The following is a 25,301-nucleotide window of genomic DNA, read 5'->3' as shown; positions in this document are numbered from 1 at the left end:
CTGGCGTGCGGATGGCGGCTGCGGCCGGCGTCTCATCCTCGGCGGATGAGACGCCGGCCGGCTCCGATATTCCGGACGCCGCTATCGTGGAGGCATGATCGAGGCGATTCGCGAGGAGCTGGCGCTCGCGGACCCCGAGGCGGCTCGGAGCATCCTGCGCAAGAACTGGTTGCGGTTGATCATCGAGTCCCATTCCGCAGAGCTCGAGCAGCTGTGCGTGGATCACCAGGACCCGCACGACCCGCACATCCTCCTCATCAGAGCCTGCTGCCGCGACCTCGCCGGCGACTCGTACGGGGCGGAGTACCTGCGCGGTCAGGGCCTGCGCGTCGCTCAGGACGACTTCGTCGCGTGCTTCACCGACCTCCTGCTCGCTCCGGACGCCGCAGCCAAGGCCGCCGTCGCCGATCGTGCCCACGTCGCGCTCGCCGAATGCGGTGCGGACGACGACTATCCGTCGGCGCTTTTCCTGCTCGGGTGGACCGAGGTCAGGCTCCGCAGGGATTTCGCCAGGGCCATCGCGCTCCTGCGCTCCGCCGCCGACGAGGCTCGTCTGCGGAACCGGCCGGAGACCCATCGACTCGCCCAGTCCAACCTGGCGTTCGCACTCACTCAGGCCGGGCTTTTCTCGGATGCCGAGAGGGTGCTCGATGCGCTCCCGCCGTCGGAGCACCCGTCTGATTGGGATCGCTTCGAGGGGGGTCTCCCCGAAACGAATCGCGGATGCATCGCCTACTGGCGGGGCGACTTCGAACGGGCGATCGTGCTCTTCGAATCGGTCATCGTCGAGGAGAGCCCCGGCAACAACTTCGAGGCGCTGGCGCGCCTGTACTACGTGATGAGCCTCGTGGCGACGAAGCGCGAGGACCGCTACCACACGGCGGCGGGCCTCCTCAGGGGGATCAGCAAGGCCGACAAGCACGGCATCCCCTGGGACACTCTCCGTCGCGTGGTCTCGGCCTGGCTCGCGCACGCAGAGGGGCAGGACGAACGCGCCCGTGCTCTCTCGGCGCCCGTGCTCACTCGGACCGGCGCCGCCGTCGCCCACGCTCTTCTCGCCGAGCTGTATCGGGTGATGGGTGAGCCGGTGATGTCGACCCAGGCCTTCCGGCTCGCCGCCGCTGCGGGGATGCCCCGGTACGCGAGGGTGAGCACGCTGGTGACCTCCGCCGCACTCCACTCCGTCGCCGGGCGCGGCTCCCATGCCCACGAGCAGCTCGAGAGAGCACTGGAGACCGCCGCGTCCGAGCACGTCTTCGCGCCGTTCCTCGCGGACGACCCGGTGATCGCCGACCTTCTCAGCGCCCATGCCCATTGGGGATCGAGCGAGCAGTCCTTCCTGCTCGCCGTGTTCGAGAGGCGCGGAGCGCACGCGGCCGCGCTCGCCGGGATACTCACGGACCGCGAGCGGGAGGTGCTGGCGTTCCTGCGCACCACGATGACCGCCGAGGAGATCGCGGCGCGCCTCGGAGTCGCCTATCCCACGGTGAAGTCCCACATCCGCGCGATCTACCGGAAGTTCGGGGTATCCACGCGACGCGCTGCGGTGCTCGTCTCCGAAGGGCGCTAGCGGCGGGCTTCACCGGCAGAAATGCCTGATCTGAAGCAGATGCTGGTATTCCGCGTAACGGATCGCACCTTCTGCGGTCTACTTACGTATGGGGACCTTCGCGTGGGGACGCGAGGGAGCAACGGTGACTGGAGGACAACACCATGCTCAGCAACAGAAAGCGCTTCGGCGTGCGCGCCGCGATCGGCGCTCTCATCGCTCTCGGGGCGACGATCGGGCTCGGAATCGCGCCCGCGTCCGCCGCGGAGTACGACTATCCGGGGGCGATCGACCCTGCGTCGATCTCGGTGACCACGGTCGACGGCACCGGCGGGGTCAACGTCGGCGAGCAGATCAGGATCGACGCGGCCTGGTCCGTGCCCGACGGCGCCGCCGCAGGACAGACGTTCGGGTTCACGCTTCCGGAGGAGTTCGCCGGCTTCAACGGCACGTTCTCCATTCCGTCGAAGGATGATCCGAGTCAGACCGTCGCGAACTGCACCGTGTCATCCGACGCGGCGCCCGTCGTAACCTGCACGCTGACCGACTACGTCACCGGGCGCACCGGTATCGAAGGAACGCTCTGGTTCGTCGCGAAGGCCGACAAGGCCACGACCGACACCACGGTCGACTTCGTTGTCGACGGCAAGATCACACCCGTCGACATTCCCGGAGGCGGCATCATCCCGGGCAAGCCGCTGCCGGGGACTCCGGCGAAGTGGTCGTCGCTGACCGATGACGGGAAGATCGCGTGGGTGGTCGCGATTCCCGGTTCGGCCTTCGCTGACGCCGGCAAGATCACCGTCGACGACGAGCTCACCCCGGCGGGTGCTGGTACCGCGGAGCACCACAACGTCGACGGCGTGCTCACGGTGTGGGGCACGGACGAGACGAACACCAAGCCCTTCACCGTGCCGGGATGGACGGGGGAGTGGAACGCCACGGGTACGGCGTTCCATCTCGAGATCCCGGGTCCCATCGATGCGACCAAGTACTACATGGTCAAGTACACGACGGAGCCGACCAACCCGGTGGAGGGCGCGACCTACGCGAACACCGCCACGGTCAACGGCATCACCGTGCACGACAACCAGGTGTGGACGACCGCGGGTGGTGGCGCCGGAACGGGCAAGGAGACCGGCGCCTTCACGCTCGTCAAGGCAGTGGCCGGAGACGGCGCCGGAAAGGTGCCCGCAGATGCCGCGTACACGGTGACGTACTCGTACGGCGACCCCGTCGTGACGAAGACGATCACGCTCGTTCCGGGCACCCCGGTGCAGAGCATCGCGCTTCCCCTCGGTACGGTCGTGACGCTCGAGGAGGCGGCTCCTCCTGTCGTGGACGGTGTCGTGTGGAACACGCCCGTGTTCGGCGGCACCGGAGTGCGCGTACTCGACGGTGGGAAGGCACAGCTCACCATCGGGGAGGGCGCTGCGGCGTCGATCACCTTGACCAACACGGCGACCGCAACGCCGCCGGTGACCCCGCCCACCCCGGCGACGCCGGAGAAGCCCGCGCCGCCGAAGGAGCTGCCGCTGACCGGCTCGCTTGCATCGACGGGTTCGGACGTGCCGACTCCGCTTCTCCTGGCAGGCGCTGCGGCCCTGCTGCTCGGTCTTGCGATGACGACGGGTGCGACTCTGCGCCGTCGACGTCGTTGAGGTGCGCGGCCCGTTCCCCATCGCCGAGATCGAGCGGGGAACGGGCCGTCGTGCACCTCGTCACGGTAGGCCCGGTGGCGGTGGTTCCGGTCGCGGTGCAATTCCGCTCAGACGACGGAGATCACCTTTCCACCGGTGAGAGCCTTCAGCGTGTCGAAGGTGAGGGGCATCACAGTGTGCGGGTGGCCGGCGGCCGCCCAGATCTCACCGTGATCCTCCAGGTCGGCGTCGATGTAGGTGCGCAGGGGCGCGGGGTGTCCGACAGGAGCGACGCCGCCGATGGCCTGCCCGGTGGACTCCCGGACGACAGCGGCGGGAGCCATCACGACCTCCTGCGCTCCGACGTTCCGAGCGAGGGCTGTCGGGTCGACGCGATGACCACCGCTCGTCATGACGAGGATCGGCGCGCCGTCGGCGAGGAGGACGAGGCTGTTCGCGATCGCGGCGACGTCGCATCCGATCGCCGCCGCGGCTTCTGCGGCCGTGCGAGCGGAGTCGGGGAGTACACGGATGACGGTGTCGACACCGGCATCCTCGAGGTGGCGGAGCACGAGCCTGCTGCGTTCAGGGAGGTCGAGGGCGGTCATCGCCCCACCGTATCGAACGCGGCAGGCTCGTGTGTCAGGCGGCGACGTGCTACGCGGCGTCCCCGAGGAGGATCGCCTCCGCGTCCTCGGCAGCACCGCCCTCAGACTCGTCGTCGATGTGCGCGAGAGCCTTTCGACCGAGGAGGATCGTGAGCGCCGCGACGAGCACGGACACGGCGGCGAAGAGGTACGGGACCGTCGCGTTGAACGCGTGCCACAGTGCCGCCGCGATCGGCGGCGCCATGGCTCCACCGAGGAATCGCACCGCCGAGTACGCCGAGGACGCCACGGAGCGCGGCAGGTCGGTCGCCTCCATCACGGCCTCGGTGAGCACGGTGTTCATCACGCCGAGCAGCAGTCCGCCCACGATGATGCATACGACCAGGGCGGTGGCGGAGGACACCAGCAGACCCGCCGCTACCAGATCCAGAGCCAGCAGCGGCAGCACAACGAGGATGATGTGCGTGCGCTTCATGCGGCGCATCAGAAGCGGTGCGACCCAGACGCTCGTGACCGCGAGTGCGACGCCCCACCCGAAGAACGTGAAGCCGATCCCCATGGCGCCGAACCCGAGGGGGAACGGCGAGAACGCCAGGAGCACGAAGAAGCCGATGTTGTAGAAGAGGGCCGCGACGGCGAGGACGGCGAGTGCGGGCTGCCGGAGAGCCGTGAAGGGGGCGGAGAAGGGCACGGGTTCGCGCTTCTCGCTCGGACCGCGCAGCAGCGCGAGGATGGCGACGAAGGCGATGGCCATCAGCACGACGACGCCGAAGAACGGGGCGCGCCAGCTCTGCTCTCCGAGCAGTCCGCCCAGGAGCGGGCCGATGGCGATGCCGAGTCCGAGGGCGGCCTCGTACAGCACGATCGCCGCTCCGCTGCCTCCGGAGGCGGCGCCGACGATCGTCGCGAGCGCGGTCGAGATGAAGAGGGCATTGCCGAGGCCCCAGCCGGCGCGGAAGCCGATCACGGCATCGACGCTGCCGCTGAGGGCGCACAGGAGTGCGAACACCACGATGAGCGCGAGGCCGATCAGGAGCGTCTTCTTCGCGCCGACGCGGCTCGAGATCCAGCTCGTGACCAGCATCGCGATGCCCGTGACCGCGAGGTAGCTCGTGAAGAGCAGCTCGGTCTGCACCGGGGTCGCCTCGAGCGATTCGGCGATGGCGGGGAGGATCGGGTCGACGAGGCCGATGCCCATGAAGGCGACGACACACGCGAAGGCGACGGCCCAGACCTGTGCGGGCTGCTTCCACACGGATGGTGCGGCGGTGTTCAACGTACTGCTCCTGTCGGTTCGGTGGTGGTGTGCGCGGCGAGGATCTCCGCGGCGCGGGTCAGGGCGGCCCAGTCCTCGTCGACGAGATCGGCGAAGCGGGGGGCGAGCGTGTCGCGGAACTCCTCGCGCCAGGCGCTCAGCGCCTGGGAGCCTTGAGGGGTGATGTCGACGACGATCGCTCGGGAATCCTCCGGATCGGGGGAGCGGAGCACGAGTCCTTCTCGCTCCAGGCCTCCGATGAGGCGGGTCATCCCCGGCTGCGTGGTGCGTGACGCCGCCGCGAGCTCCCCGACCCGGCGAGAGCCGTTCTGATCGAGGAGGCTGAGCACGCGCCACTGCGCCGCCGGGGCGTCGTTTCCGGCATCCTGTGCGGCGATTCTGCCCAGAGCGTACCCGGAGAGGACGAGGGAGGGGATGACATCCGCGCGTTGCATACCAATGAGTATATACCCAATGGTATGTAAATGTCAGCGGCGACCGTTCGCGATGCGCGCGGAGAGCTGATGGGCGTGCGCCAGCAGCGTGCGACCGAGGTCTGCGAGGCGCTCAGGACCGAAGCGGAACTCGACCCCCGTGAGGCTCAGCGCCCACTCCGGCCGTCCGCTGCGGTCGAAGACCGCGGCGCCGAGCCCCCAGCTGCCCTCCACGATGAGACCGGGGTTCACCGCGTAGCCGCGCTCCTTCGTGTCGGCGAGCCGTGCCCGCAGCGGGTCGGGAGCATGCTGCCGCCCCCACTCCTGTGCGAGCTCGGGATGCCGGTCGAGATAGGCATCCACATCGTGGTCAGGAAGGAAGGCCAGGATGGCCAGCCCTGCGCTCGCGACGCCGAGCGGGAATCTGACCCCTTCGCTGAGCACGAAGGAGCGGATCGGGAACGACCCCTCCTCTCTCAGCAGGCACACGGTCTCGTCGGCCCTGCGCACGGAGAAGAACGCGCTCTCCTCCGTCTTCACGGCCAGGGATCGGACGATGTCGCGGGCGAGCGCGGTCACGTCGTAGCGCGCAGCCGCCACGGTTCCCATGAGGAAGAGCTCGGGCCCAGGCATCCATCTCGTGCTCTCGCCGTCACGATCGACGAGTCCTTCGGCTTTGAGCGCGCTGAGCAGCCGGTGGGTCGTGGAGCGCGACAGGTCCGCGCTCCGGGCGAGATCCTGCAGGGTCGCGCCGTCGGACCCGCCCGCTGTCACCAGGCGCAGCAGACGGGCGGCGCGGGCGATCGCCTGCGCGCCCGGAACGCTGCGGGTGGATTCCATAATGTGGACGCTATCGCCGAGTTCGCCCACATCGCAAGAGCCTGCTGTCGCCTCGTGGTCGGCGGGTGGATGCTGGAGGGGTACACGTCTTCGAAGGAGCACGCGTGATCGACAAGAACTGGTCCACAGCCGCCGAGGCCGTCGCCGACATCCCCGACGGGGCCTCGATCGCGGTCGGCGGCTTCGGGCTCTCCGGCAACCCGATCGCGCTCATCGAGGCGCTGCTCGCGCAGGGTACGAAGGAGCTCAGCGTCGTGAGCAACAACTGCGGCGTCGACGACTGGGGCCTCGGCGTCCTCCTGGCGGCGCGGCGCATCCGCAAGATGACCTCTTCGTACGTCGGGGAGAACCGGGAGTTCGAACGGCAGTTCCTCTCCGGGGAGCTGGAGCTCGAGCTCACCCCGCAGGGCACGCTCGCCGAGAAGCTGCGCGCAGGCGGTTCGGGCATCGCCGCGTTCTACACGCAGACGGGCGTCGGCACCCAGGTCGCCGAGGGCGGACTGCCCCGCCTCTACGCGTCGGACGGGTCGATCGCCGTCGCCTCGCCGGTCAAGGATGTGCGGACCTTCGAGATCGACGGCGCGCCCCGCGAGTTCGTGCTCGAAGAGGCGATCAGAACCGACTTCTCGCTGGTGCACGCCGCGGCGGGTGACCGTCACGGCAACCTGGTCTTCAACAAGGCCGCCCGCAACTTCAACCCCCTCGCCGCGATGGCAGGGCGGGTGTGCATCGCCCAGGTCGAGCGACTGGTCGAGCCGGGCGAGCTGGACCCCGATCGCATCCATCTCCCCGGGGTGTACGTGCACCGCGTCGTCGAGGTCGGCACCGACATCCCCAAGCGCATCGAGCGACGTACGGTCGCCGCGGAAGGAGCCTGACATGGCACTCAGCAGAGAGCAGATGGCCGCGCGCGCCGCCGCCGAGCTGCAGGACGGCTCCTACGTGAACCTCGGCATCGGCCTGCCGACGCTGGTCCCCAACTTCGTCCCCGAGGGCGTCACCGTCGTCCTGCAGTCCGAGAACGGGATCCTCGGCGTGGGGCCGTATCCGCGCGAGGAGGAGGTCGACCCCGACCTGATCAACGCGGGCAAGGAGACGGTCACCACGCTTCCCGGCGCGGCGTTCTTCGACTCGGCCGCGAGCTTCGGGATGATCCGCGGTGGCAAGATCGATGCGGCCATCCTCGGCGCCATGCAGGTGTCGGCGTCGGGAGATCTCGCGAACTGGATGATCCCGGGCAAGATGGTGAAGGGCCCGGGCGGTGCGATGGACCTGGTGCACGGAGCCGCCCGCGTGATCGTGCTGATGGAGCACGTCGCCAAGGACGGCTCGGCGAAGATCGTGAACGACTGCTCTCTGCCGCTCACCGGCCGCGGCGTCGTCGACCGGATCATCACCGACCTGGCGGTGATCGACGTGACGGATGCGGGCCTGGTCCTGATCGAGACCGCGCCGGGAGTCACCGCCGCCGACGTCATCGCCGCCACCGAACCCGTTTTGATCCTCACGAAGGAGTGAACCCATGACCGACATCGTCATCGTCGCCGCCGCCCGTACGCCCCAGGGGCGCCTGAAAGGCCAGCTCGCGTCGTTCACGGCCCCGCAGCTCGGATCGTTCGCGATTCGCGGCGCTCTGGAGCAGGCCCGGATCGACCCGGCCGAGGTGGACGCGGTCATCGTCGGCCAGGTCCTCGCGGCCGGGTCAGGGCAGAACGCTGCCCGTCAGGCGGCGATCGGGGCCGGGATCGGCTGGGATGTGCCCGCGCACTCCGTGAACAAGGTCTGCCTCTCGGGGCTGACCGCGATCATCGACGCCGCGAGGATGATCCGCACCGGTGACGCGGAGGTCGTCGTCGCCGCCGGGATGGAGTCCATGACCCGCGCCCCGCACATGCTGATGGGCTCGCGTGACGGCTGGACCTACGGCAGCGTCGAGGTGCTCGATCACATGGCGTTCGACGGACTCACCGATGCCTACGACAGGGAGAGCATGGGCGCCTCCACCGAGCGGCACAACGCGAGGTACGAGCTCACGAGAGAGGCGCAGGACACCGTGGCCGCGCTGTCTCACCAGAGGGCCGCCGCCGCGCAGGGCGCTGGTGTGTTCGACGCGGAGATCGTCGCCGTCGAGGTGCCTCAGCGCCGTGGCCCTGCCGTGCGGGTGACGGCGGATGAGGGCGTCCGCCCCGACACCACCGTCGAATCCCTCGCGGGTCTTCGCCCGGCCTTCGCCGAAGGCGGCTCGATCACCGCGGGCAACTCCTCGCAGATCTCCGACGGCGCGTCGGCGGTCGTGGTGACCACCCGCGCGAACGCCGAGTCCAAGGGCTGGCCCGTGCTGGTCACCGTCGGGGCGAGCGGTCAGACCGCAGGGCCGGACAACTCGCTGCAGGCGCAGCCGGCGCGCGCGATCGAGCGCGCCTGCGAGAAGCAGGGGATCACGCCGTCGGATCTCGATCTGGTGGAGATCAACGAGGCCTTCGGAGCGGTCGTCGCCCGGTCGCAGCAGGAGCTGGGCCTCGACAGCGGCATCGTGAACATCCACGGCGGGGGCATCGCGATCGGTCACCCGATCGGCGCCTCGGGCACACGCCTGGTCGTGCACGCCGCGCATGAACTCGCCCGGCGAGGGCACGGCACGGCCGCGGTCGGGCTGTGCGGGGGTGGGGGACAGGGCGAAGCGCTCATCCTGACGAGGTGAGGGACGTTTCGGCCTCTTCTCGTCGGTCGGCGAGGGCCGTCCGGCGGATCAGCGCTTGAGCGCCTTCGCCGCGGCCTTCTCCGCCTTCTTGGCACGCTTCGCCTGCGTCGGCGCCAGCGGCGAGTCGGGGGCGACGATGTCGCCGCGCTCGTCGCGTCTGGTGTCGATCACGGCGCCGATGGCCAGGGCCAGGGTGATGCCCCAGCTCACCCACGCGAGCACCGCGCGCCAGGTGATCGGCGCCTCTCGAGTGCCGCGGAGCAGCGAGATCCCCGCGGAGATCGCGGCGAACAGTCCCGTGCTGAACAGGTAGCGCATACCCCTACGCTACCCCCGCGAGCCCCATGCCGAGGCGAGCGATGCCCTCGCGTATGCGATCGGGAGCATACGTCGTGAATGACAGTCGCATCGCCCGGGCGTCGGCCGGGCCGGCGTAGAACGGCGCTCCGGGGACGAAAGCCACGTCATGACGGAGGACATGCGGGAGGGCCGCGGTGGCGTCCATGCCCTCGGGGAGGCGCGCCCACACGAACATGCCCCCGTCGGGGCTGTTCCAGGAGCTGCCCGCCGGGAGCGCTGTCGCGAGGGCGTCGACCATCGCGTCCCGTCGATCGGCGTAGGCCGCGCGGATCTGCGCGAGGGCGGCATCGCTTCGCCCCGACGCCAGGTAGTGCGCCGCGGCGGCCTGATCGATGGTCGACGTGTGCAGATCAGCGGCCTGCTTCGCGATCGTGACGGTGGGGCGGATGTCCGCGGTCGTGCGCACCCAGCCGATGCGCAGGCCGGGTGCGATGACCTTCGAGAAGCTGCCGAGGCTCAGCACATGATCGGGTGCGAAGGTCGCGAGGGAGGGGAGCGGGTCTCCGGAGTACCGCAGCTGCCGGTACGGCTCGTCCTCGATGATGCGGAATCCGTGGCGGATCGCGGCATCCGCGATCCGCTGTCTGGCGGCGAGGCCGTGCGTCCGCCCCGTGGGGTTCTGGAACGTCGGCACCGTGTAGAAGAACTTCGGGGCATGAGCCGAGGCGAGGGCGTCGAGGGCGTCGAGGTCGAGCTCGTCTCCGAGATAGGGGACGCCGACCACGCGTGCTCCCGCGAGGGCGAAGGTCTGCAGCGCGGCGAGATAGCAGGGCTCCTCGACGAGGATCACGTCGCCAGGGTCGAGCAGAGCCGTGGAGAGGAGTCCGAGGCCCTGCTGGGAACCGGTCGTGATGATCAGGTCGCCGGCATCCGTCGGGAGGCCGTTTGCCGTGTACTGCCCGGCGACGATCTCGCGCAGAGCGGGATTGCCCTCCGACGTCGAGTACTGCAGCACGGCCGGTGCGCCGAGGGCCTCGTCGAAGGACGCGCGGATGCCGTCGAGGTCGAAGAGCTCCGGCGCGGGCAGCCCCCCGGCGAACGAGATGACCTCGGGCCGTTCGGTGAGGGCGAGCAGATCCCGGACGGGGGAGGTCTTCGCGGATCCGGCACGCTCGGAGCGGCCGGGCAGCGCGACGAGCGTCTCTGGGCTGGGCATGGGACCTCCTGGGTGCGCGGGTGACGACCACCCTACTGCGCCTCGGGATCTGCCGGATTCTCCATGACGCGGTATTCTGGAGGGGCTGCGGTCCGCCGCAGTCGCACCCGTGTATCTACCGGCCGTCGGCTCTCCGACGGACAGCGGCGGCACCCCACCCCGCGTCCTCTGGGCGCGCGAGAGCCATGACACACACGCACTCCTCCGCAGAGCCCACCCTGCTCCGCATAGCCGGTCTTCCCTACTTCCTCATCGCGTTCATCGCGCGTCTCCCGTTCGCGATGATGGTGGTCGGCGTCCTGACCGTCGTCGTCTCCGCGCGCGGATCGCTGTCGCTCGGAGGCCTCACCTCCGCGGCCGTCGGCCTCGGCACCGCGTGCTTCGGCCCGCTCCTGGGTGCCGCGGCCGACCGATTCGGTCAGCGCGCGGTGCTCACGCTGCTCGCGGTCGCGAACGCGGCGATGCTGGTGCTGTTCACCGTCGTCGTCTACGGGGCCGCCGCCGACCCGTTCGTGCTCCTGAGCGCCTTCGGCATCGGCGCGACGGCACCGCAGGTCGCGCCGCTGTCCCGCTCGCGTCTCGTCACCATGATCACCGATCGGATGCCGGAGGTCGGCCGCTCCCGCACGATCTCAGGGACGATGGCGTACGAGTCCGCCGCCGACGAGACCGTGTTCGTGTTCGGTCCGTTCCTCGTCGGCATCCTGGCCTCCGCCATCGCGCCGTGGGCGCCTCTGGTCGTCGCCGCCGGACTCACCGTGCTCTTCGTCGGCGCGTTCGCCCTGCATCCGAGCGCACGCGCGGTCTCCCTGCACCGCGACGCCGACGGCAGAGCGCCGTCTGCCGTGTCCGAGCTCTTCCGGCCGCAGCTCCTCATCGTCGTGCTGGGCATCCTCGGCGTCGGCATCTTCTTCGGCACGATGCTGACCGCGCTCACGTCGTTCATGGCCGACCGCGACGCGCCGGAGCAGGCCGGTCTGCTCTACGGCGTCATGGGCGTCGGCTCCGCCGTGCTCGCGCTCGGCGTCGCCTGGCTGCCTCCGCGCTTCTCGATGCGCGCGCGGTGGCTGGTCTTCGCCGGCATCCTGCTGGCGGGGACCTTGCTGCTGCCGTTCGTCGACTCGCCAGCGACGATGATGGTCGCCCTCGCGATCATGGGCGTCGGCATCGGCCCCACGCTCGTGACGCAGTACAGCTTCGGCGCGGCGCGCAGCCCGCTCGGCCGTTCGGCCACCGTCATGACGATGCTCGGCTCCGGCGTGGTGGTCGGACAGTCGATCGGCGCGGCGGTCGCAGGGGAGCTCGCGGAGAGCGTCGGCACGTCCGCGGCGCTGGTGCTGCCGATCATCGCCGCTCTCATCACGTTCGCGGCGGGCCTGCTCAACTGGCGGCTCAGCGCGATCCGACCCGCCGCTGCCGCCACGGCGTAGTCGACCTCGATAGCCTGGGGACACCGAACCGCTCGTGTGAGGAGACCCATCATGGCCGTCGCAGATTTCGTCGTCGTCGCCAACCGCCTTCCGGTCGACCGGATCGAGGGACCCGACGGCGAGGAGGAGTGGCGGACCTCGCCCGGCGGCCTCGTCGCCGCTCTGGAGCCGATGATGCGCAGCGCCCACGGAGCGTGGGTGGGCTGGCCGGGACAGGCCGACCTCGAGCTCGCACCCTTCGAGATCGGCGGCATCGACCTGATCCCCGTCACGCTGAGCGCCCAAGAGGTCGCCGAGTACTACGAGGGGTTCTCGAACGACACGATCTGGCCGCTGTACCACGACGTGATCGCCCCGCCCCAGTACCACCGCGAGTGGTGGGACGCCTACGTCACGGTGAATCGCCGCTTCGCCGAGGCCGCGGCATCCGCCGTGTCCGAGAACGGAACGGTCTGGGTGCACGACTACCAGCTGCAGCTCGTCCCGCAGTTCGTGCGTGAGCTGCGCCCCGATGTGACCATCGGCTACTTCCATCACATCCCGTTCCCGGCTCACGGGCTGTACGCGCAGCTGCCGTGGCGGGATCAGGTGCTCCGCGGGCTGCTGGGCGCCGATGTGATCGGGTTCCAGCGCGCGCAGGACGCGACGTACTTCCTCACCGCCGTGCGGCGCCGCCTGCGATACGAGGTCAAGGGCTCCGCCGTGGCGGTGCCCAGTGCGCCGGGGGAGACGCGCACAGCGGTCGCGAAGGCGTTCCCCATCTCGATCGACACGACGCCCTACCTCGAGCTCGCCGCGCGTCCTGACGTGCAGGCGCGGGCCGCCGAGATCAGGGAGAGCCTCGGCAATCCGGCGCGCATCTTCCTCGGGGTCGACCGTCTCGACTACACCAAGGGCATCAGACACCGGATCAAGGCGTACGGCGAGCTCCTCGCCGAGGGACGGCTGCACGTCGAGGACGTGACGCTGGTCCAGGTCGCGAGCCCCAGCCGCGAGCGCGTGGACGCCTACGTCCACCTCAGGGATGAGATCGAGCTCGCGGTGAGCCGCATCAACGGCGATACCGACACGATGGGCCACACGGCGATCCGCTACCTCCACCAGGGCTACCCCAGGGAGGAGATGGTCGCGCTGTACCTCGCCGCCGACGTCATGCTGGTCACCGCGCTGCGAGACGGGATGAACCTCGTGGCGAAGGAGTACATCGCGACGAGGGCCGACAACCGGGGCGTGCTCGTGCTGAGCGAGTTCACCGGCGCTGCCGACGAGCTTCGCCAGGCGGTGCGTGTGAACCCCCACGACATCGAGGGGCTGAAGGACGCGATCATGCAGGCGGTGGAGATGACGCCGCGCGAGCAGGGGAGACGGATGCGGGCGCTGCGTCGCCGTGTTCTGGAGAACGACGTGAACGCGTGGTCGTCGTCGTTCCTCCGCGCCCTCGCCGAGGTGCATGGGCGCTGAGACCGGCGGCCATACTGGAAGGGCACCCTTCCCCTCGATCGGAGATCTCGTGACCCGCAGCTGGACGCCAGGAACGACGGATGCCGCGCTCAGCGCCATCGCAGCCACCCCTCGACTCGTGGTCGCCCTCGACTTCGACGGCACGGCGTCGCCGTTTGTGCTCGACCCGATGGCCGCGCGCGCGATTCCGGAGGTCGCCGCGCAGATGGAGCGTCTGAGCGCGATGCCCGACACGGTGGTGGCGTACGTCTCCGGGCGCAGCATGCACGATCTCCGCGAGATCACTGAGCACACCGACGAGTCCCCGGTCGCCCTCGCCGGGTCGCACGGCGCCCAGTACTGGTACCCCGGCTCGGGCGAGTCCGGTGTCGAGTCCGCGGCGGCGGAGGAGGACGGCACGAAGGAGGAGCTGTGGGAGGCCGCGCGTCCGATCATCGACCGGTTCGACGGCGCCGAGCTCGAGCCCAAGACCTTCGGGATGGGCGTGCACACCAGGGCCGCGACTCCCGAGGTGGAGCGCGAGCTGTTCGCCGAGATCGACGCGCTCGTCGCGGAGCGGTTCCCGCACTGGAGGCGCCGCAAGGGCCACCACGTGCTCGAGTTCTCGTCGCGCCTCGAGGGCAAGGACGCCGCGATGACGGCCCTGCGCGAGCGCTACGACGCCACCGGCATCCTCTTCGCCGGCGATGACGTCACCGACGAGGACGCCATGCGCGTGCTCGTCGACGGCGATCTGGGCGTGCGAGTGGGCGAGGGTGAGACAGCAGCCGGGCTCCGTGTGCGCAACCCACAAGAGATCGCCCAGCTTCTGGAGGCACTGGCGGACGAACGCGCGGCGCGACGGGAATAGACTTCCGTCATGACCTCGCTTGATCCCGAGTCTCCCGCGCCCATCGACATCAAACCCCGCAGCCGTGTCGTCACCGACGGCATCGAGGCCACGACCTCCCGAGGCATGCTCCGTGCCGTCGGCATGGGCGACGCCGACTGGGACAAGCCGCAGATCGGCATCGCGTCCAGCTGGAACGAGATCACCCCCTGCAACCTGAGCCTCGACCGCCTGGCGCAGGGCGCCAAGGAGGGCGTGCACTCCGGGGGCGGCTACCCGCTCCAGTTCGGCACGATCTCGGTGTCCGACGGCATCTCGATGGGGCACGAGGGCATGCACTTCTCGCTCGTGTCGCGTGAGGTCATCGCCGATTCGGTCGAGACCGTCATGATGGCGGAGCGCCTCGACGGCTCCGTGCTGCTCGCGGGCTGCGACAAGTCGATCCCCGGCATGCTGATGGCCAGCGCCCGACTCGACCTCTCCAGCGTCTTCCTCTACGCCGGCTCCATCGCGCCGGGCTGGGTGAAGCTGTCGGACGGCACCGAGAAGGACGTCACGATCATCGACTCGTTCGAGGCCGTCGGCGCGTGCCGTGCGGGGCTCATGAGCGAAGAGGACCTCAAGCGCATCGAGTGCGCGATCGCCCCCGGTGAGGGCGCGTGCGGCGGCATGTACACCGCGAACACGATGGCGTCGGTCGCCGAGGCCCTCGGTCTCAGCCTTCCCGGTTCGGCCGCTCCGCCCGCGGCTGACCGCCGCCGCGACTACTTCGCCCACCGCTCGGGGGAGGCCGTCGTGAACCTGCTCCGTCAGGGCATCACGACCCGCGACATCCTCACCAAGGAGGCGTTCGAGAACGCGATCGCGCTGGCGATGGCCCTCGGCGGCTCGACCAACGTGGTGCTGCACCTGCTCGCCATCGCGCGCGAGGCGGAGGTCGAGCTGAGCCTGCACGACTTCAACCGCATCGGCGACCGCGTCCCGCACGTGGCCGACATGAAGCCCTTCGGCAAGTACGTCATGAACGACGTCGACCGGCACGGCGGCATCCCCGTGATCATGAAGGCGATGCTCGACGAGGGGCTGCTGCACGGCGACGCGCTCACCGTGACCGGCAAGACTCTGGCCGAGAACCTCGCAGAGCTCGACCCCATGCCGATCGACGGCGAGGTCATCCACACCTTCGACAACCCGATCCACGCGACCGGCGGCCTGACGATCCTGCACGGATCGCTCGCACCCGAGGGCGCCGTCGTGAAGACGGCCGGCTTCGACGCCGCCGTCTTCGAGGGCACCGCGCGCGTCTTCGAACGCGAGCGGGCGGCGATGGATGCCGTGGCGAACGGCGAGATCGAGAAGAACACCGTCATCGTGATCCGCTACGAAGGCCCCAAGGGCGGACCCGGGATGCGCGAGATGCTCGCGATCACCGCGGCCATCAAGGGCGCGGGGCTCGGAAAAGATGTACTACTCTTGACGGACGGACGATTCTCAGGCGGCACAACCGGCCTGTGCATCGGCCACATAGCACCCGAAGCGGTGGACGCAGGTCCCATCGCCTTCGTGCGCGATGGTGATCTGATACGGGTCGATATCGCAGCTCGCTCTCTCGACCTACTCGTCGACGAGGCGGAGCTCGCCTCCCGCCGCTCTGGCTGGGAGCCGCTTCCCCCGCGCTATACCCGTGGCGTACTTGCCAAGTATTCGCGTCTCGTGCGGTCCGCCGCCGAGGGCGCGACGACCGGCTGAATCGCGTCGGCAGCCCCAGGCATCCGACGTCGCTCACAGACCACCAGAAGGAAGTCCCATGACCACTGACTCCGTCTCGGCCGTGCCGAGGCCTCCGGCCCAGAACTCCGCGGCGCCCGTGCTCACCGGAGCGCAGGCGCTCGTCCGCTCGCTCGAGCTCATCGGCGTGACCGATGTGTTCGGCATCCCCGGCGGGGCGATCATGGAGGTCTACGACCCCCTGCTCGACTCCACCGAGCTGCGCCACATCCTCGTGCGTCACGAGCAGGGTGGCGGGCACGCCGCCGAGGGCTACGCGACTGCGTCGGGGCGCGTCGGCGTCACGATCGCCACCTCCGGCCCCGGAGCGACGAACCTCGTCACCGCGATCGCGGACGCCTACATGGACTCGATCCCGATCGTCGCGATCACGGGACAGGTGTTCTCCACTCTCATGGGCACCGACGCCTTCCAGGAGGCCGACATCGTCGGCATCACGATGCCGGTGACCAAGCACTCGATCCTCGTGAAGGACGTCGCCGAGATCCCCGGCGCGGTCGCCGCCGCGTTCGAGATCGCCTCGACCGGTCGCCCCGGTCCCGTGCTGGTCGACATCACCAAGGACGCTCAGCAGGCCAAGGCGCCGTTCATCTGGCCGCCGAAGATCGACCTGCCCGGATACCGCCCGGTGACGAAGGCCCACGGCAAGCAGATCCAGGCCGCGGCCGCGATGCTGGCCGAGTCCAAGAAGCCCGTGCTGTACGTGGGCGGCGGCGTGATCCGCGGCCGCGCCTCGGCGGAGCTGAAGAGTCTCGCCGAGCTCACGGGCGCCCCCGTCGTGACCACACTGATGGCACGCGGGGCGTTCCCCGACTCGCACCCGCAGCACCTCGGGATGCCCGGCATGCACGGCACCGTGCCGGCCGTGCTCGCGCTGCAGGAGTCCGACCTCATCGTCGCGCTCGGCGCACGCTTCGACGACCGCGTGACCGGCAAGGCCGCGCTCTTCGCTCCGAACGCGAAGGTCGTGCACGTCGACATCGACCCCGCCGAGATCTCGAAGATCCGCACGGCCGACGTGCCGATCGTCGGTGATGTGCGCGACGTGCTCGTCGACCTCGAGACCGCCTTCCGCGGCGCGACGGCGCAGACCACGCCCGACATCGAGGAGTGGTGGTCCTACCTCGACGGCCTCCGTAAGGAGTTCCCGCTCGGGTTCCAGCCGACGACCGACGGACACCTCTCGCCGCAGCACGTGATCCAGCGGATCGGCGAGCTGACCGGCCCCGAGGCCGTGTACGCGGCCGGCGTCGGCCAGCACCAGATGTGGGCGGCGCAGTTCATCAAGTACGAGCGTCCGAACTCCTGGCTGAACTCGGGAGGCGCAGGCACCATGGGCTACTCGGTGCCCGCCGCGATGGGCGCGAAGGTCGCCGAGCCGCACCGGGTGGTGTGGTCGATCGACGGCGACGGATGCTTCCAGATGACGAACCAGGAGCTCGCCACCTGCGCGATCAACAACATCCCGATCAAGGTCGCGATCATCAACAACTCCTCGCTCGGCATGGTGCGTCAGTGGCAGACGCTGTTCTACGACGGACGCCACTCCAACACCGACCTGAACACGGGCCACGGCACCGTCCGCATCCCCGACTTCGTCAAGCTCGCCGAGGCGTACGGCTGCCTCGGCATCCGAGTGGAGAAAGAGGAGGACGTGGATGCCGCCATCCAGCTCGCCCTCGACACGAACGACCGCCCCGTGGTGATCGACTTCGTGGTGTCGGCTGACGCGATGGTGTGGCCGATGGTTCCGCAGGGCGTGAGCAACAGCTACGTCCAGTACGCCCGCGAACACGCGCCTTCCTTCGACGAGGAGATCTGACCATGTCGACTCACGTGCTGAGCCTGCTGGTGGAGAACACCCCCGGCCTGCTGACCCGTGTCGCGGGGCTCTTCGCCCGACGCGGCTTCAACATCGACTCGCTCGCGGTGGGGGTGACCGAGGTGCCGGGGATCTCCCGCATCACGGTCGTCGTCGATGTGGACGAGCTCCCGCTCGAGCAGGTCACCAAGCAGCTCAACAAGCTGATCAACGTGATCAAGATCGTCGAGCTCGATTTCGCCACCTCCGTGCAGCGCGAGCACATGCTCGTGAAGGTGCGCACGGACAACACCACCCGATCGAACGTGATCGAGGTCGTGAACCTCTTCCGCGCCTCGGTCGTCGACTACGCCGCCGACGCGCTGGTGATCGAGGTCACGGGCGACAAGGGCAAGGTCGATGCGATGCTGCGGGCGCTCGAGCCCTTCGGCATCAAGGAGATCGCGCAGTCCGGTCTCCTCGCCATCGGCCGGGGCGGCAAGAGCATCACCGAGCGCGTCCTGCGCGGCTGAGCACCTACAAGACCTTCGCCGTTCGTTGAGCGAGCGAAGCGAGACGAAACGCAACTATCAAGGAGAAAGAAACAAGTGAGCACCGAGATCTTCTACGACGCAGACGCCGACCTGTCCATCATCCAGGGCAAGAAGGTCGCGATCGTCGGCTACGGCTCGCAGGGTCACGCCCACGCGCAGAACCTGCGCGACTCGGGTGTCGAGGTCGCGATCGCCCTCAAGGAGGGCTCGAAGTCCGCGCCCAAGGCTGAGGAGGCCGGCTTCGCGGTCAAGTCCGTTGCTGAGGCGACCCAGTGGGCCGACCTGATCATGATCCTCGCTCCCGACCAGCACCAGCGCGGCATCTACAGCGAGTCGATCGCGCCGAACCTCGCCGCGGGCAAGACCCTCGCCTTCGCGCACGGCTTCAACATCCGCTTCGGCTACATCGAGGCGCCCGAGGGCGTCGATGTGATCCTGGTCGCCCCGAAGGCGCCCGGTCACACGGTCCGTCGCGAGTTCGTCGCCGGCCGCGGCATCCCGGACATCATCGCCGTCGAGCGCGACGCGTCCGGCACCGCGTGGGCGACGGCTCTCTCGTACGCGAAGGCGATCGGAGGCACCCGCGCCGGTGTCATCAAGACGACCTTCACCGAGGAGACCGAGACCGACCTGTTCGGCGAGCAGGCCGTGCTCTGCGGTGGCGTCAGCCACCTCGTGCAGGCCGGCTTCGAGACCCTCACCGAGGCGGGCTACCAGCCGCAGATCGCCTACTTCGAGGTGCTCCACGAGCTGAAGCTGATCGTCGACCTCATGTGGGAGGGCGGCATCGCCAAGCAGCGCTGGTCGGTGTCCGACACGGCGGAGTACGGCGACTACGTCTCCGGCCCGCGCATCGTGACCCCCGAGGTCAAGGAGTCGATGAAGGCCGTGCTCGCGGACATCCAGTCGGGTGCCTTCGCGAAGCGCTTCATCGACGACCAGGACAACGGCGGTCAGGAGTTCCTGGCGCTTCGCGCCAAGGAGGAGACGCACCCCATCGAGGCGACCGGCAAGGAGCTTCGCGCTCTCTTCGCCTGGAAGCAGCAGGACGAAGACTACGTCGACGGCAGCGCTGCGCGCTGACGACGAGCACCGTGAGAGGGGCGCCCCTTCGGGGGGCGCCCTTTTTCGCGCTCAGAGCCTTAGACATCCGATGTCTGACGCTAAGATGAGGGTATGCGACAGGACTGGTTCGACCGCGCCCGCTTCGGGATGTTCGTGCATTTCGGCCTCTACAGCGCCGCCGCGCGACACGAATGGGTGCAGAATCGCGAGCGGCTGACGGATGCCGAGTACCGGCCCTACTTCGACCACTTCGACCCCGATCTCTTCGATGCGCGCGCGATCGCCCGGCGGGCGAAGGAGACGGGGATGGGGTACGTCGTTCTGACCACCAAGCACCACGACGGATTCTGCCTGTGGGACTCGGCACTGACCGACTTCACCTCGGCCACCGCCGTCTCGCGCGATCTCGTGCGAGAGTTCGTCGACGCCGTGCGGGGCGAGGGGCTCAAGGTCGGGCTCTACCACTCGCTGATCGACTGGCATCACCCCGACTTCACGATCGACTGGAACCATCCCCGTCGGGATGACCCCGATGCAGCGGCCCTCAACGCGGGCCGCGACATGTCGCGGTACCGCGACCATCTGCACGGACAGATCCGCGAGCTGCTCACCGGCTACGGCGACATCGACTACCTGTTCTTCGACTTCACGTATCCGGAGGAGAAGCAGGGGTGGCTGGGCAAGGGCCCTCAGGACTGGGACGCCGAGGCGCTGCTCGCGATGTGCCGCGAGCTCCAGCCGGGGATGCTGGTGAACGACCGGCTCGGCATCCCGGCGGACTTCGTCACGCCCGAGCAGTACCAGCCCACCTCGCCCCTCATGAGGGACGGTCGGCCCGTGGTGTGGGAGGCGTGTCAGACCCTGAACGGCTCATGGGGCTATGACCGCGACAACACCGATCAGAAGTCCGCGCAGCTGCTCGTGCAGATGCTCGTCGACTCGGTGTCCATGGACGGAAACATGCTCCTCAACATCGGTCCTGACGGCCGCGGCGCCGTCGTGCCGCGGGATGCGGCGACCCTGTCGGAGATCGGGGAGTGGATGCGCCTGCACCGCGGCTCCGTGGTCGGCGCCGGACACGCCCCGTTCGCCCCGCCCCGTGAGGGCGTGTACACGCAGCGAGGGGACCGCCTGTATCTGCATCTGCTCGCGTGGCCGCTCGGATTCGTGCATCTCCCCGGGCTCGCGGGAAAGGTCTCCTACGCGCGCCTGCTGAGCGACGGATCCTGGCTGCGCACGTCCGTCTCGGATCCCGACCAGCGCGCCTCGCACATGACTCCGGCGGGGGAGGCGGAGGGAACGCTCACCGTGCACCTCCCGGTCCGCAGGCCGGACGTGGTACTCCCCGTGATCGAGTTGGTTCTGACGGGGGAATAGCTCCGCTCAGGTGACCGGCAGCTCGAGATCGTCGAGGGCGAGCCTGGCCGCTCCGTGCAGGATCGCGTCGGCGCCGGTCGCGGCTGCCTCGATGCGCAGGCGCTGCGTCGCGAGCGGGTGGCAGGCCTCGTAGACGCGGCTGCGTACGGCGGCGATGAACGGCTCCGATGCGCTCATGCTCCCGGTGAGGAACACCGCGTTCGGGTTGAAGAAGTTGACGACGCCGGACAGAGCCTGCCCGAGGTGCGTGCCCGCCGTCCGCACCAGCATGGTCGCCTCAGGGTCGGAGTCGCGCGCCAGCGCGAGCACATCGGCCGTCGTGGCCACCTCGGTGCGTCCGCGCTCTCGCATCTGCCTGACGAGGCTGGCACCGCTCGCCACCGTCTCGAGGCACCCCGTGTTCCCGCACGAGCAGGGGATGTCCCCGCTCCCGTCGATGCGCGTGTGGGTGATGTCTCCGGCCGCGCCGGTGGCGCCGCGGTGCACGTGGCCCTCCACGATCACGCCGCTGCCGATCGCGGTGCCCGCCTTCACGGTGATGCTGTGCTGCGTGTAGCCGAGCTGCAGGCGATGCTCGCCGAGCGCCGCCAGATTGGCGTCGTTGTCGACGGCGACCGGCACGCCGAAGGCTTCCCGCAGATGCTCGCCGACCCGGAACCCCGGCCATCCCGGCATCCGGGACGGCTGTTCGACGGATCCGGACTCGATGTCGACCGGACCGGGGAGGCTCACCCCGATCGCCCGGAGGGTCGAGCCGTCCGCAAGCTGCCGGAAGACCGCGGCCACCGTCGCGAGCGTCGCCTGCGGTCCGTCCGTCAGGTCGATGCGTGTCGTCCGCACCTCCTGCAGGTGGCCGTCGAGACCGTGGCGCCCGATGCGCGCGTGCCCGCCGCCGAGATCGGCGGACAGCACGATCCCGCCCTCTTCGGCCACGCGGAGCACACGTGGCCGCCGGCCGCCGCGGGAGACGCCGTCTCCCGCCTCCTCGAGCATCCCGGCATCCAACAGCGCCTGGACGCGGAGGCCGATGGTGGAGGCGGCGATGCCGAGCCGAGCGGCGAGCTCGCTCCGGGAGCGGGCCTCGCCGCGGGCGACGAGGTCGAGAATGCGTCGTGAGTGGAGATCCTCGGCAGAGCGATCGGCGGTACGGGGCATGTCGTTCCTTCGTCGGCGAATCTCGTCAGGCTATCGGTGTCGGGTCGTGATGTCGGTCATGACGCGGAAGGTCAAGGATCTATAAACATCGGATGTTCCGCTTGCGGCGGCCCGTGAAGTATGACACGGTAACTTCATACGAAATCCTACTAGGTTGCTTCGACCCGCGAAGCAACCTTCCCGATCCGCTAGGAGTCATTCAATGAAGAAGATGCGTATGGGAGCCGTCGTCGCCATCGCCGGCGTCGCCGTCGCCATGACGGGCTGCGCCGGCTCGACCGGCTCCGGCTCGGACGACACGATCGTCGTCGACATGTGGGCAGGTTCCGCCGACGACACCAAGGCGCTCGAAGCGCAGATCAAGGTCGCCCAGGAGCAGAACCCCGACCTCAAGATCGAGCTGCGCACGGCGCCGTGGGGTGACTTCTTCACGAAGCTCACCACCAACATGGCCTCCGGAAACATGGCGTGCATCACCGGCATGAACAGCGGGATGCTCTCCAGCTACACCGACGGGTTCGCCACCCTCACCGACGCGGACCTCAAGGCGGCCGGCCTCGCCGAGAGCGACTTCGCGCCCGGAGCGACCGAGATCCTGAAGAACAAGGGCGAGCTCTACGGCCTGCCGTACGACGTCTCCACGATGCTCGTCTATTACAACGCCGATCAGCTGACCGCTGCCGGCGCACAGACCCCCGCCACCGGCTGGACCTTCGAGGACTTCGAGAAGACCGCCAAGACGGCGACCACCGGAGGCAAGTCCGGGTTCGCGGTGGGGATGGGCGACTTCCAGTGGCAGGCCCTGCCGATCGCCAAGGCCGGCGTGCAGCCGGTGACGGAGGACGGCACCCTGCAGCTCACCGACGAGAAGTTCGTCGAGGCGTCGACCTGGTACGCCGGTCTCGTCACCGACCAGAAGGTCGCCCTCCCGGTCGCCTCGGCGTCCGACGGGGGCTGGGGTGAGAACCAGTACTCCAGCGGCAACGCGGCGATGGCCGTCGACGGCACCTGGAACGCGGTCAGCTACCTCAACAACGAGTCCGGTTTCACGGCGGGCATGGCGCCGCTGCCGTCCGAGGACGGGACCCCGCTGAGCCTGATCCTCGGCTCGGGCTACGGCATCTCGAAGACCTGCGACAACAAGGACGCCGCGATCAAGGTGCTCGGCTCGCTCCTGAGCAAGGACTCCCAGGACTACATCGCGTCGTCCGGTCGCAGCTACCCGGCGCGCGCCGAGAGCCAGCCGCTCTACTTCGAGTCGATCGACGAGAAGTACCGCGAACAGGTGAAGGAGGTCTTCACGGCCGCCTTCGAGAACGTCCAGGGCCAGTACGTCAGCGACAACTGGGCGAAGGTCGGCACGTACATCCAGCCGCAGCTGGTCAGCGTGTACAACGGGCAGGAGACGATGGCGAACGTCCTCGACTCCGCTCAGCAGCAGTTCGGCAAGTAAGCAATCCAGGAAGACGAGTGATGACCACCAACGCGCGACGTCGGGGGTCTCTCGCCAAGGCTGAGGGCCGTCAGGCGCTGGGGTTCGCAACCCCGGCCCTGGCGGGCCTCGCCGTGTTCACCGTCGTGCCCGTCGTGCTCTCCATCGTGATGAGCTTCTTCGACTGGCCGACGTTCGGCGAGAAGACCTTCATCGGTATCGACAACTACATCCGACTGTTCACCTCCAGCCCGGACTTCTGGCCGGCGCTGCGGAACACCGCGGTGTTCACGATCCTCTACGTCCCGCTGAACGTGGCACTCTCGCTCGTCCTCGCGATGGCGCTCGGTCCGCGCATCCGCGGACGCGGGGCCCTCCGGGTGCTCTTCTTCGTCCCGGTCGTGACCCCGATGGTCGCGAACGTGCTGGTGTGGAAGATGCTCCTGCAGCCGCAGGGTCTCTTCAACGGCGTCTCCGAGACCTGGTTCGGCACGACGCTGCCGAACTTCCTCGCCGACCCGCAGTGGGCCATGATCATGGTCGTCGTGATGAGCGTGTGGCAGGGAGTCGGCTACAACATGCTGATCTTCTCGGCTGCGCTCGAGCAGCTCCCCGAGTCCGTCATGGAGGCGGCCCGGATCGACGGAGCGAGCGGACTGCGCATGCAGCTCAGCGTGGTCATCCCGATGATCTCCCCGGCGATCTTCTTCGCGACCATCATGACCATGATCACCGCACTCCAGGTCTTCGTGCAGCCGCAGCTGCTCACCGGCGGCGGCCCGGGCAACGCGACCCAGCCGCTCGTGCAGTTCATCTACAACCAGGGCTTCAAGTTCCAGGAGCTGGGACTCGCCGCAGCCGGCGCCTGGATCCTCTTCGCCCTCATCATCGTGATCACTGCGCTCCAGTTCGGCGCGCAGAAGAAGTGGGTGCACTATGAGCACTGACCTGTCGACGGCATCCGTCGTCCTCGACGACGACCACGTCGAGACCGAGCGCACCGGACGCACCAAGGCACCGCTGAGCGGGCCGGAGCGCGTGCGCCTGGTCATCGCGCACGTGCTCGTGTATCTGGCCGCCGCGATCTTCGTGTCGCCCATCGTGTACGCGTTCTTCTCGGCGCTCAAGCCCAACTCCGAGATGTTCACGATGCCTCCGTCGCTGATCGCGTCCGAGGTGCGGTGGACGAACTTCCTCGACGTGTTCGCCTACGGACCGTTCCTCACCTACATCGGGAACTCGTTCTTCGTGGCGATCGCCGGCACCCTGGTGGTGCTGTTCGTCTCGACGACGGCCGGGTACGCGTTCGGGCGCCTGCGCTGGAAGGGGAGGGATGCCGTGTTCGTGCTCTTCCTCGCCACCCTCATGGTGCCGGCCGAGGTTCTCGTCATCCCGATGTTCCAGGTCATGCAGTGGTTCAACTGGGTCGACACCTATCAGGCGCTGATCTTCCCGTTCGCCTTCACCGCGTTCGGCACCTTCCTCATGCGGCAGTTCTTCCGCGGCATCCCCTACGAGCTGGAGGAGGCCGCGCGCGTCGACGGTGCGGGTCCCGTCCGCACCTTCGTGCAGATCATCCTTCCGCTGGCGAAGTCCGCCGTGGCCGTGCTCTCGGTGTTCACGTTCCTGTCGTTCTGGAACAGCTACCTGTGGCCGCTGATCGTGACCGTGGACTACAACGCCCACGGCACGCTGCCGGTCGGGCTCGCGAGCTTCTCTGGACTCACCGGCACACGGTGGGACCTTCAGATGGCCGCGGCGATCATCTCGATGGTCCCGACGACCGTGCTCGTGATCGTGCTGCAGAAGCACCTGGTCAAGGGCATCGCCATGGCCGGGCTCGGCGGCCGTTGACCGTGGGCGCGC

The 25,301-nt window shown here is 68.9% G+C and carries 23 protein-coding genes; 16 read left to right on the top strand and 7 right to left on the bottom strand.

Annotated features, from left to right (window positions below):
- Positions 1-94 precede the first annotated feature (94 nt).
- Together MRBLWH10_RS08330 and MRBLWH10_RS08325 are read left to right on the top strand one after the other, a co-directional pair.
- Positions 95-1,570: a helix-turn-helix transcriptional regulator gene (locus MRBLWH10_RS08330; protein ID WP_341942325.1), complete on the top strand. Its 1,476-nt coding sequence runs from the start codon at positions 95-97 to the stop codon at positions 1,568-1,570.
- Between the two features lie 143 nt (positions 1,571-1,713).
- A complete protein-coding gene (locus MRBLWH10_RS08325) occupies positions 1,714-3,210 on the top strand; it encodes an Ig-like domain-containing protein (protein WP_341942324.1) in 1,497 nt (498 codons plus the stop codon).
- Positions 3,211-3,317: 107 nt separating this feature from the next.
- On the opposite strand, the gene MRBLWH10_RS08320 is transcribed toward MRBLWH10_RS08325, so the two are convergent.
- Genes MRBLWH10_RS08320 through MRBLWH10_RS08305 form a run of 4 tightly spaced genes read right to left on the bottom strand, consistent with a single transcriptional unit; the run spans position 3,318 to position 6,326 of the window.
- The gene (locus MRBLWH10_RS08320; protein ID WP_223586542.1) at positions 3,318-3,797 is read right to left on the bottom strand and encodes a YbaK/EbsC family protein; all 480 of its coding nucleotides are present in this window, start codon (positions 3,795-3,797) and stop codon (positions 3,318-3,320) included.
- A gap of 49 nt (positions 3,798-3,846) precedes the next feature.
- Positions 3,847-5,073, bottom strand: coding sequence for an MFS transporter (locus MRBLWH10_RS08315; RefSeq protein WP_341942323.1), 1,227 nt, complete (start codon positions 5,071-5,073; stop codon positions 3,847-3,849).
- Positions 5,070-5,507: a MarR family transcriptional regulator gene (locus MRBLWH10_RS08310; RefSeq protein ID WP_341942322.1), complete on the bottom strand. Its 438-nt coding sequence runs from the start codon at positions 5,505-5,507 to the stop codon at positions 5,070-5,072. Before MRBLWH10_RS08310 ends, MRBLWH10_RS08315 begins: the two co-directional genes overlap by 4 nt.
- Before the next feature lie 33 nt (positions 5,508-5,540).
- Positions 5,541-6,326 (bottom strand): IclR family transcriptional regulator, encoded by a 786-nt coding sequence (locus tag MRBLWH10_RS08305; protein WP_341942321.1) that lies wholly within the window; start codon positions 6,324-6,326, stop codon positions 5,541-5,543.
- Between the two features lie 104 nt (positions 6,327-6,430).
- On the opposite strand from MRBLWH10_RS08305, the gene MRBLWH10_RS08300 reads away from it, so the two are divergent.
- Genes MRBLWH10_RS08300 through MRBLWH10_RS08290 form a run of 3 tightly spaced genes read left to right on the top strand, consistent with a single transcriptional unit; the run spans position 6,431 to position 9,027 of the window.
- Positions 6,431-7,204 (top strand): CoA transferase subunit A, encoded by a 774-nt coding sequence (locus MRBLWH10_RS08300; RefSeq protein WP_341942320.1) that lies wholly within the window; start codon positions 6,431-6,433, stop codon positions 7,202-7,204.
- Position 7,205: 1 nt separating this feature from the next.
- Positions 7,206-7,844 carry a CoA transferase subunit B gene (locus MRBLWH10_RS08295; protein ID WP_341942319.1) on the top strand — a complete coding sequence of 213 codons (639 nt, stop codon included), beginning with the start codon at positions 7,206-7,208 and terminating at the stop codon, positions 7,842-7,844.
- A 4-nt stretch (positions 7,845-7,848) separates the two neighbouring features.
- Positions 7,849-9,027, top strand: coding sequence for an acetyl-CoA C-acetyltransferase (locus MRBLWH10_RS08290; protein WP_341942318.1), 1,179 nt, complete (start codon positions 7,849-7,851; stop codon positions 9,025-9,027).
- A gap of 48 nt (positions 9,028-9,075) precedes the next feature.
- Here MRBLWH10_RS08290 and MRBLWH10_RS08285 read toward each other — a convergent pair whose 3' ends face one another.
- Together MRBLWH10_RS08285 and MRBLWH10_RS08280 are read right to left on the bottom strand one after the other, a co-directional pair.
- On the bottom strand, positions 9,076-9,345 hold the full coding sequence (locus MRBLWH10_RS08285; RefSeq protein ID WP_341942317.1) for a hypothetical protein: 270 nt from the start codon (positions 9,343-9,345) through the stop codon (positions 9,076-9,078).
- 4 nt (positions 9,346-9,349) lie between these two features.
- Positions 9,350-10,543, bottom strand: a complete 1,194-nt coding sequence (locus tag MRBLWH10_RS08280) for a PLP-dependent aminotransferase family protein (protein WP_341942316.1) — start codon at positions 10,541-10,543, stop codon at positions 9,350-9,352.
- Positions 10,544-10,728: 185 nt separating this feature from the next.
- Between MRBLWH10_RS08280 and MRBLWH10_RS08275 the strand changes: the two genes are divergently transcribed.
- From MRBLWH10_RS08275 to MRBLWH10_RS08240, 8 genes are all read left to right on the top strand, one after another.
- On the top strand, positions 10,729-11,973 hold the full coding sequence (locus MRBLWH10_RS08275; protein WP_105673271.1) for an MFS transporter: 1,245 nt from the start codon (positions 10,729-10,731) through the stop codon (positions 11,971-11,973).
- A gap of 51 nt (positions 11,974-12,024) precedes the next feature.
- Positions 12,025-13,434, top strand: coding sequence for a trehalose-6-phosphate synthase (locus tag MRBLWH10_RS08270; RefSeq protein WP_105673272.1), 1,410 nt, complete (start codon positions 12,025-12,027; stop codon positions 13,432-13,434).
- A gap of 49 nt (positions 13,435-13,483) precedes the next feature.
- On the top strand, positions 13,484-14,284 hold the full coding sequence (otsB, locus tag MRBLWH10_RS08265) for a trehalose-phosphatase (protein WP_341942315.1): 801 nt from the start codon (positions 13,484-13,486) through the stop codon (positions 14,282-14,284).
- 9 nt (positions 14,285-14,293) lie between these two features.
- Positions 14,294-16,012, top strand: a complete 1,719-nt coding sequence (gene ilvD / locus MRBLWH10_RS08260) for a dihydroxy-acid dehydratase (RefSeq protein ID WP_105673274.1) — start codon at positions 14,294-14,296, stop codon at positions 16,010-16,012.
- Between the two features lie 58 nt (positions 16,013-16,070).
- Positions 16,071-17,873 (top strand): acetolactate synthase large subunit, encoded by a 1,803-nt coding sequence (locus MRBLWH10_RS08255; RefSeq protein ID WP_341942314.1) that lies wholly within the window; start codon positions 16,071-16,073, stop codon positions 17,871-17,873.
- A gap of 2 nt (positions 17,874-17,875) precedes the next feature.
- On the top strand, positions 17,876-18,385 hold the full coding sequence (gene ilvN, locus MRBLWH10_RS08250) for an acetolactate synthase small subunit (protein ID WP_105673276.1): 510 nt from the start codon (positions 17,876-17,878) through the stop codon (positions 18,383-18,385).
- Between the two features lie 75 nt (positions 18,386-18,460).
- Positions 18,461-19,489 (top strand): ketol-acid reductoisomerase, encoded by a 1,029-nt coding sequence (gene ilvC / locus MRBLWH10_RS08245; RefSeq protein ID WP_105673277.1) that lies wholly within the window; start codon positions 18,461-18,463, stop codon positions 19,487-19,489.
- Between the two features lie 93 nt (positions 19,490-19,582).
- Positions 19,583-20,848 carry an alpha-L-fucosidase gene (locus MRBLWH10_RS08240; protein WP_341942313.1) on the top strand — a complete coding sequence of 422 codons (1,266 nt, stop codon included), beginning with the start codon at positions 19,583-19,585 and terminating at the stop codon, positions 20,846-20,848.
- A 6-nt stretch (positions 20,849-20,854) separates the two neighbouring features.
- On the opposite strand, the gene MRBLWH10_RS08235 is transcribed toward MRBLWH10_RS08240, so the two are convergent.
- Entirely contained in the window at positions 20,855-22,003 is a 1,149-nt protein-coding gene (locus MRBLWH10_RS08235) for an ROK family transcriptional regulator (protein ID WP_341942312.1), read from the bottom strand.
- Positions 22,004-22,205: 202 nt separating this feature from the next.
- On the opposite strand from MRBLWH10_RS08235, the gene MRBLWH10_RS08230 reads away from it, so the two are divergent.
- The 3 genes from MRBLWH10_RS08230 to MRBLWH10_RS08220 are packed head-to-tail and all read left to right on the top strand — an operon-like array spanning position 22,206 to position 25,289.
- Positions 22,206-23,456 carry a sugar ABC transporter substrate-binding protein gene (locus MRBLWH10_RS08230; RefSeq protein ID WP_341942311.1) on the top strand — a complete coding sequence of 417 codons (1,251 nt, stop codon included), beginning with the start codon at positions 22,206-22,208 and terminating at the stop codon, positions 23,454-23,456.
- A 20-nt stretch (positions 23,457-23,476) separates the two neighbouring features.
- Positions 23,477-24,382 (top strand): sugar ABC transporter permease, encoded by a 906-nt coding sequence (locus MRBLWH10_RS08225; RefSeq protein WP_341942310.1) that lies wholly within the window; start codon positions 23,477-23,479, stop codon positions 24,380-24,382.
- Positions 24,372-25,289: a carbohydrate ABC transporter permease gene (locus MRBLWH10_RS08220; RefSeq protein ID WP_105673281.1), complete on the top strand. Its 918-nt coding sequence runs from the start codon at positions 24,372-24,374 to the stop codon at positions 25,287-25,289. The genes MRBLWH10_RS08225 and MRBLWH10_RS08220 overlap by 11 nt, the downstream gene beginning before the upstream one ends.
- Positions 25,290-25,301: the final 12 nt, after the last annotated feature.

The sequence above is a fragment of the Microbacterium sp. LWH10-1.2 genome (assembly GCF_038397765.1).
In the GTDB taxonomy this organism is placed as follows: Bacteria; Actinomycetota; Actinomycetes; order Actinomycetales; family Microbacteriaceae; genus Microbacterium; species Microbacterium natoriense.
This window is presented reverse-complemented; position numbering and strand designations above follow the sequence as displayed.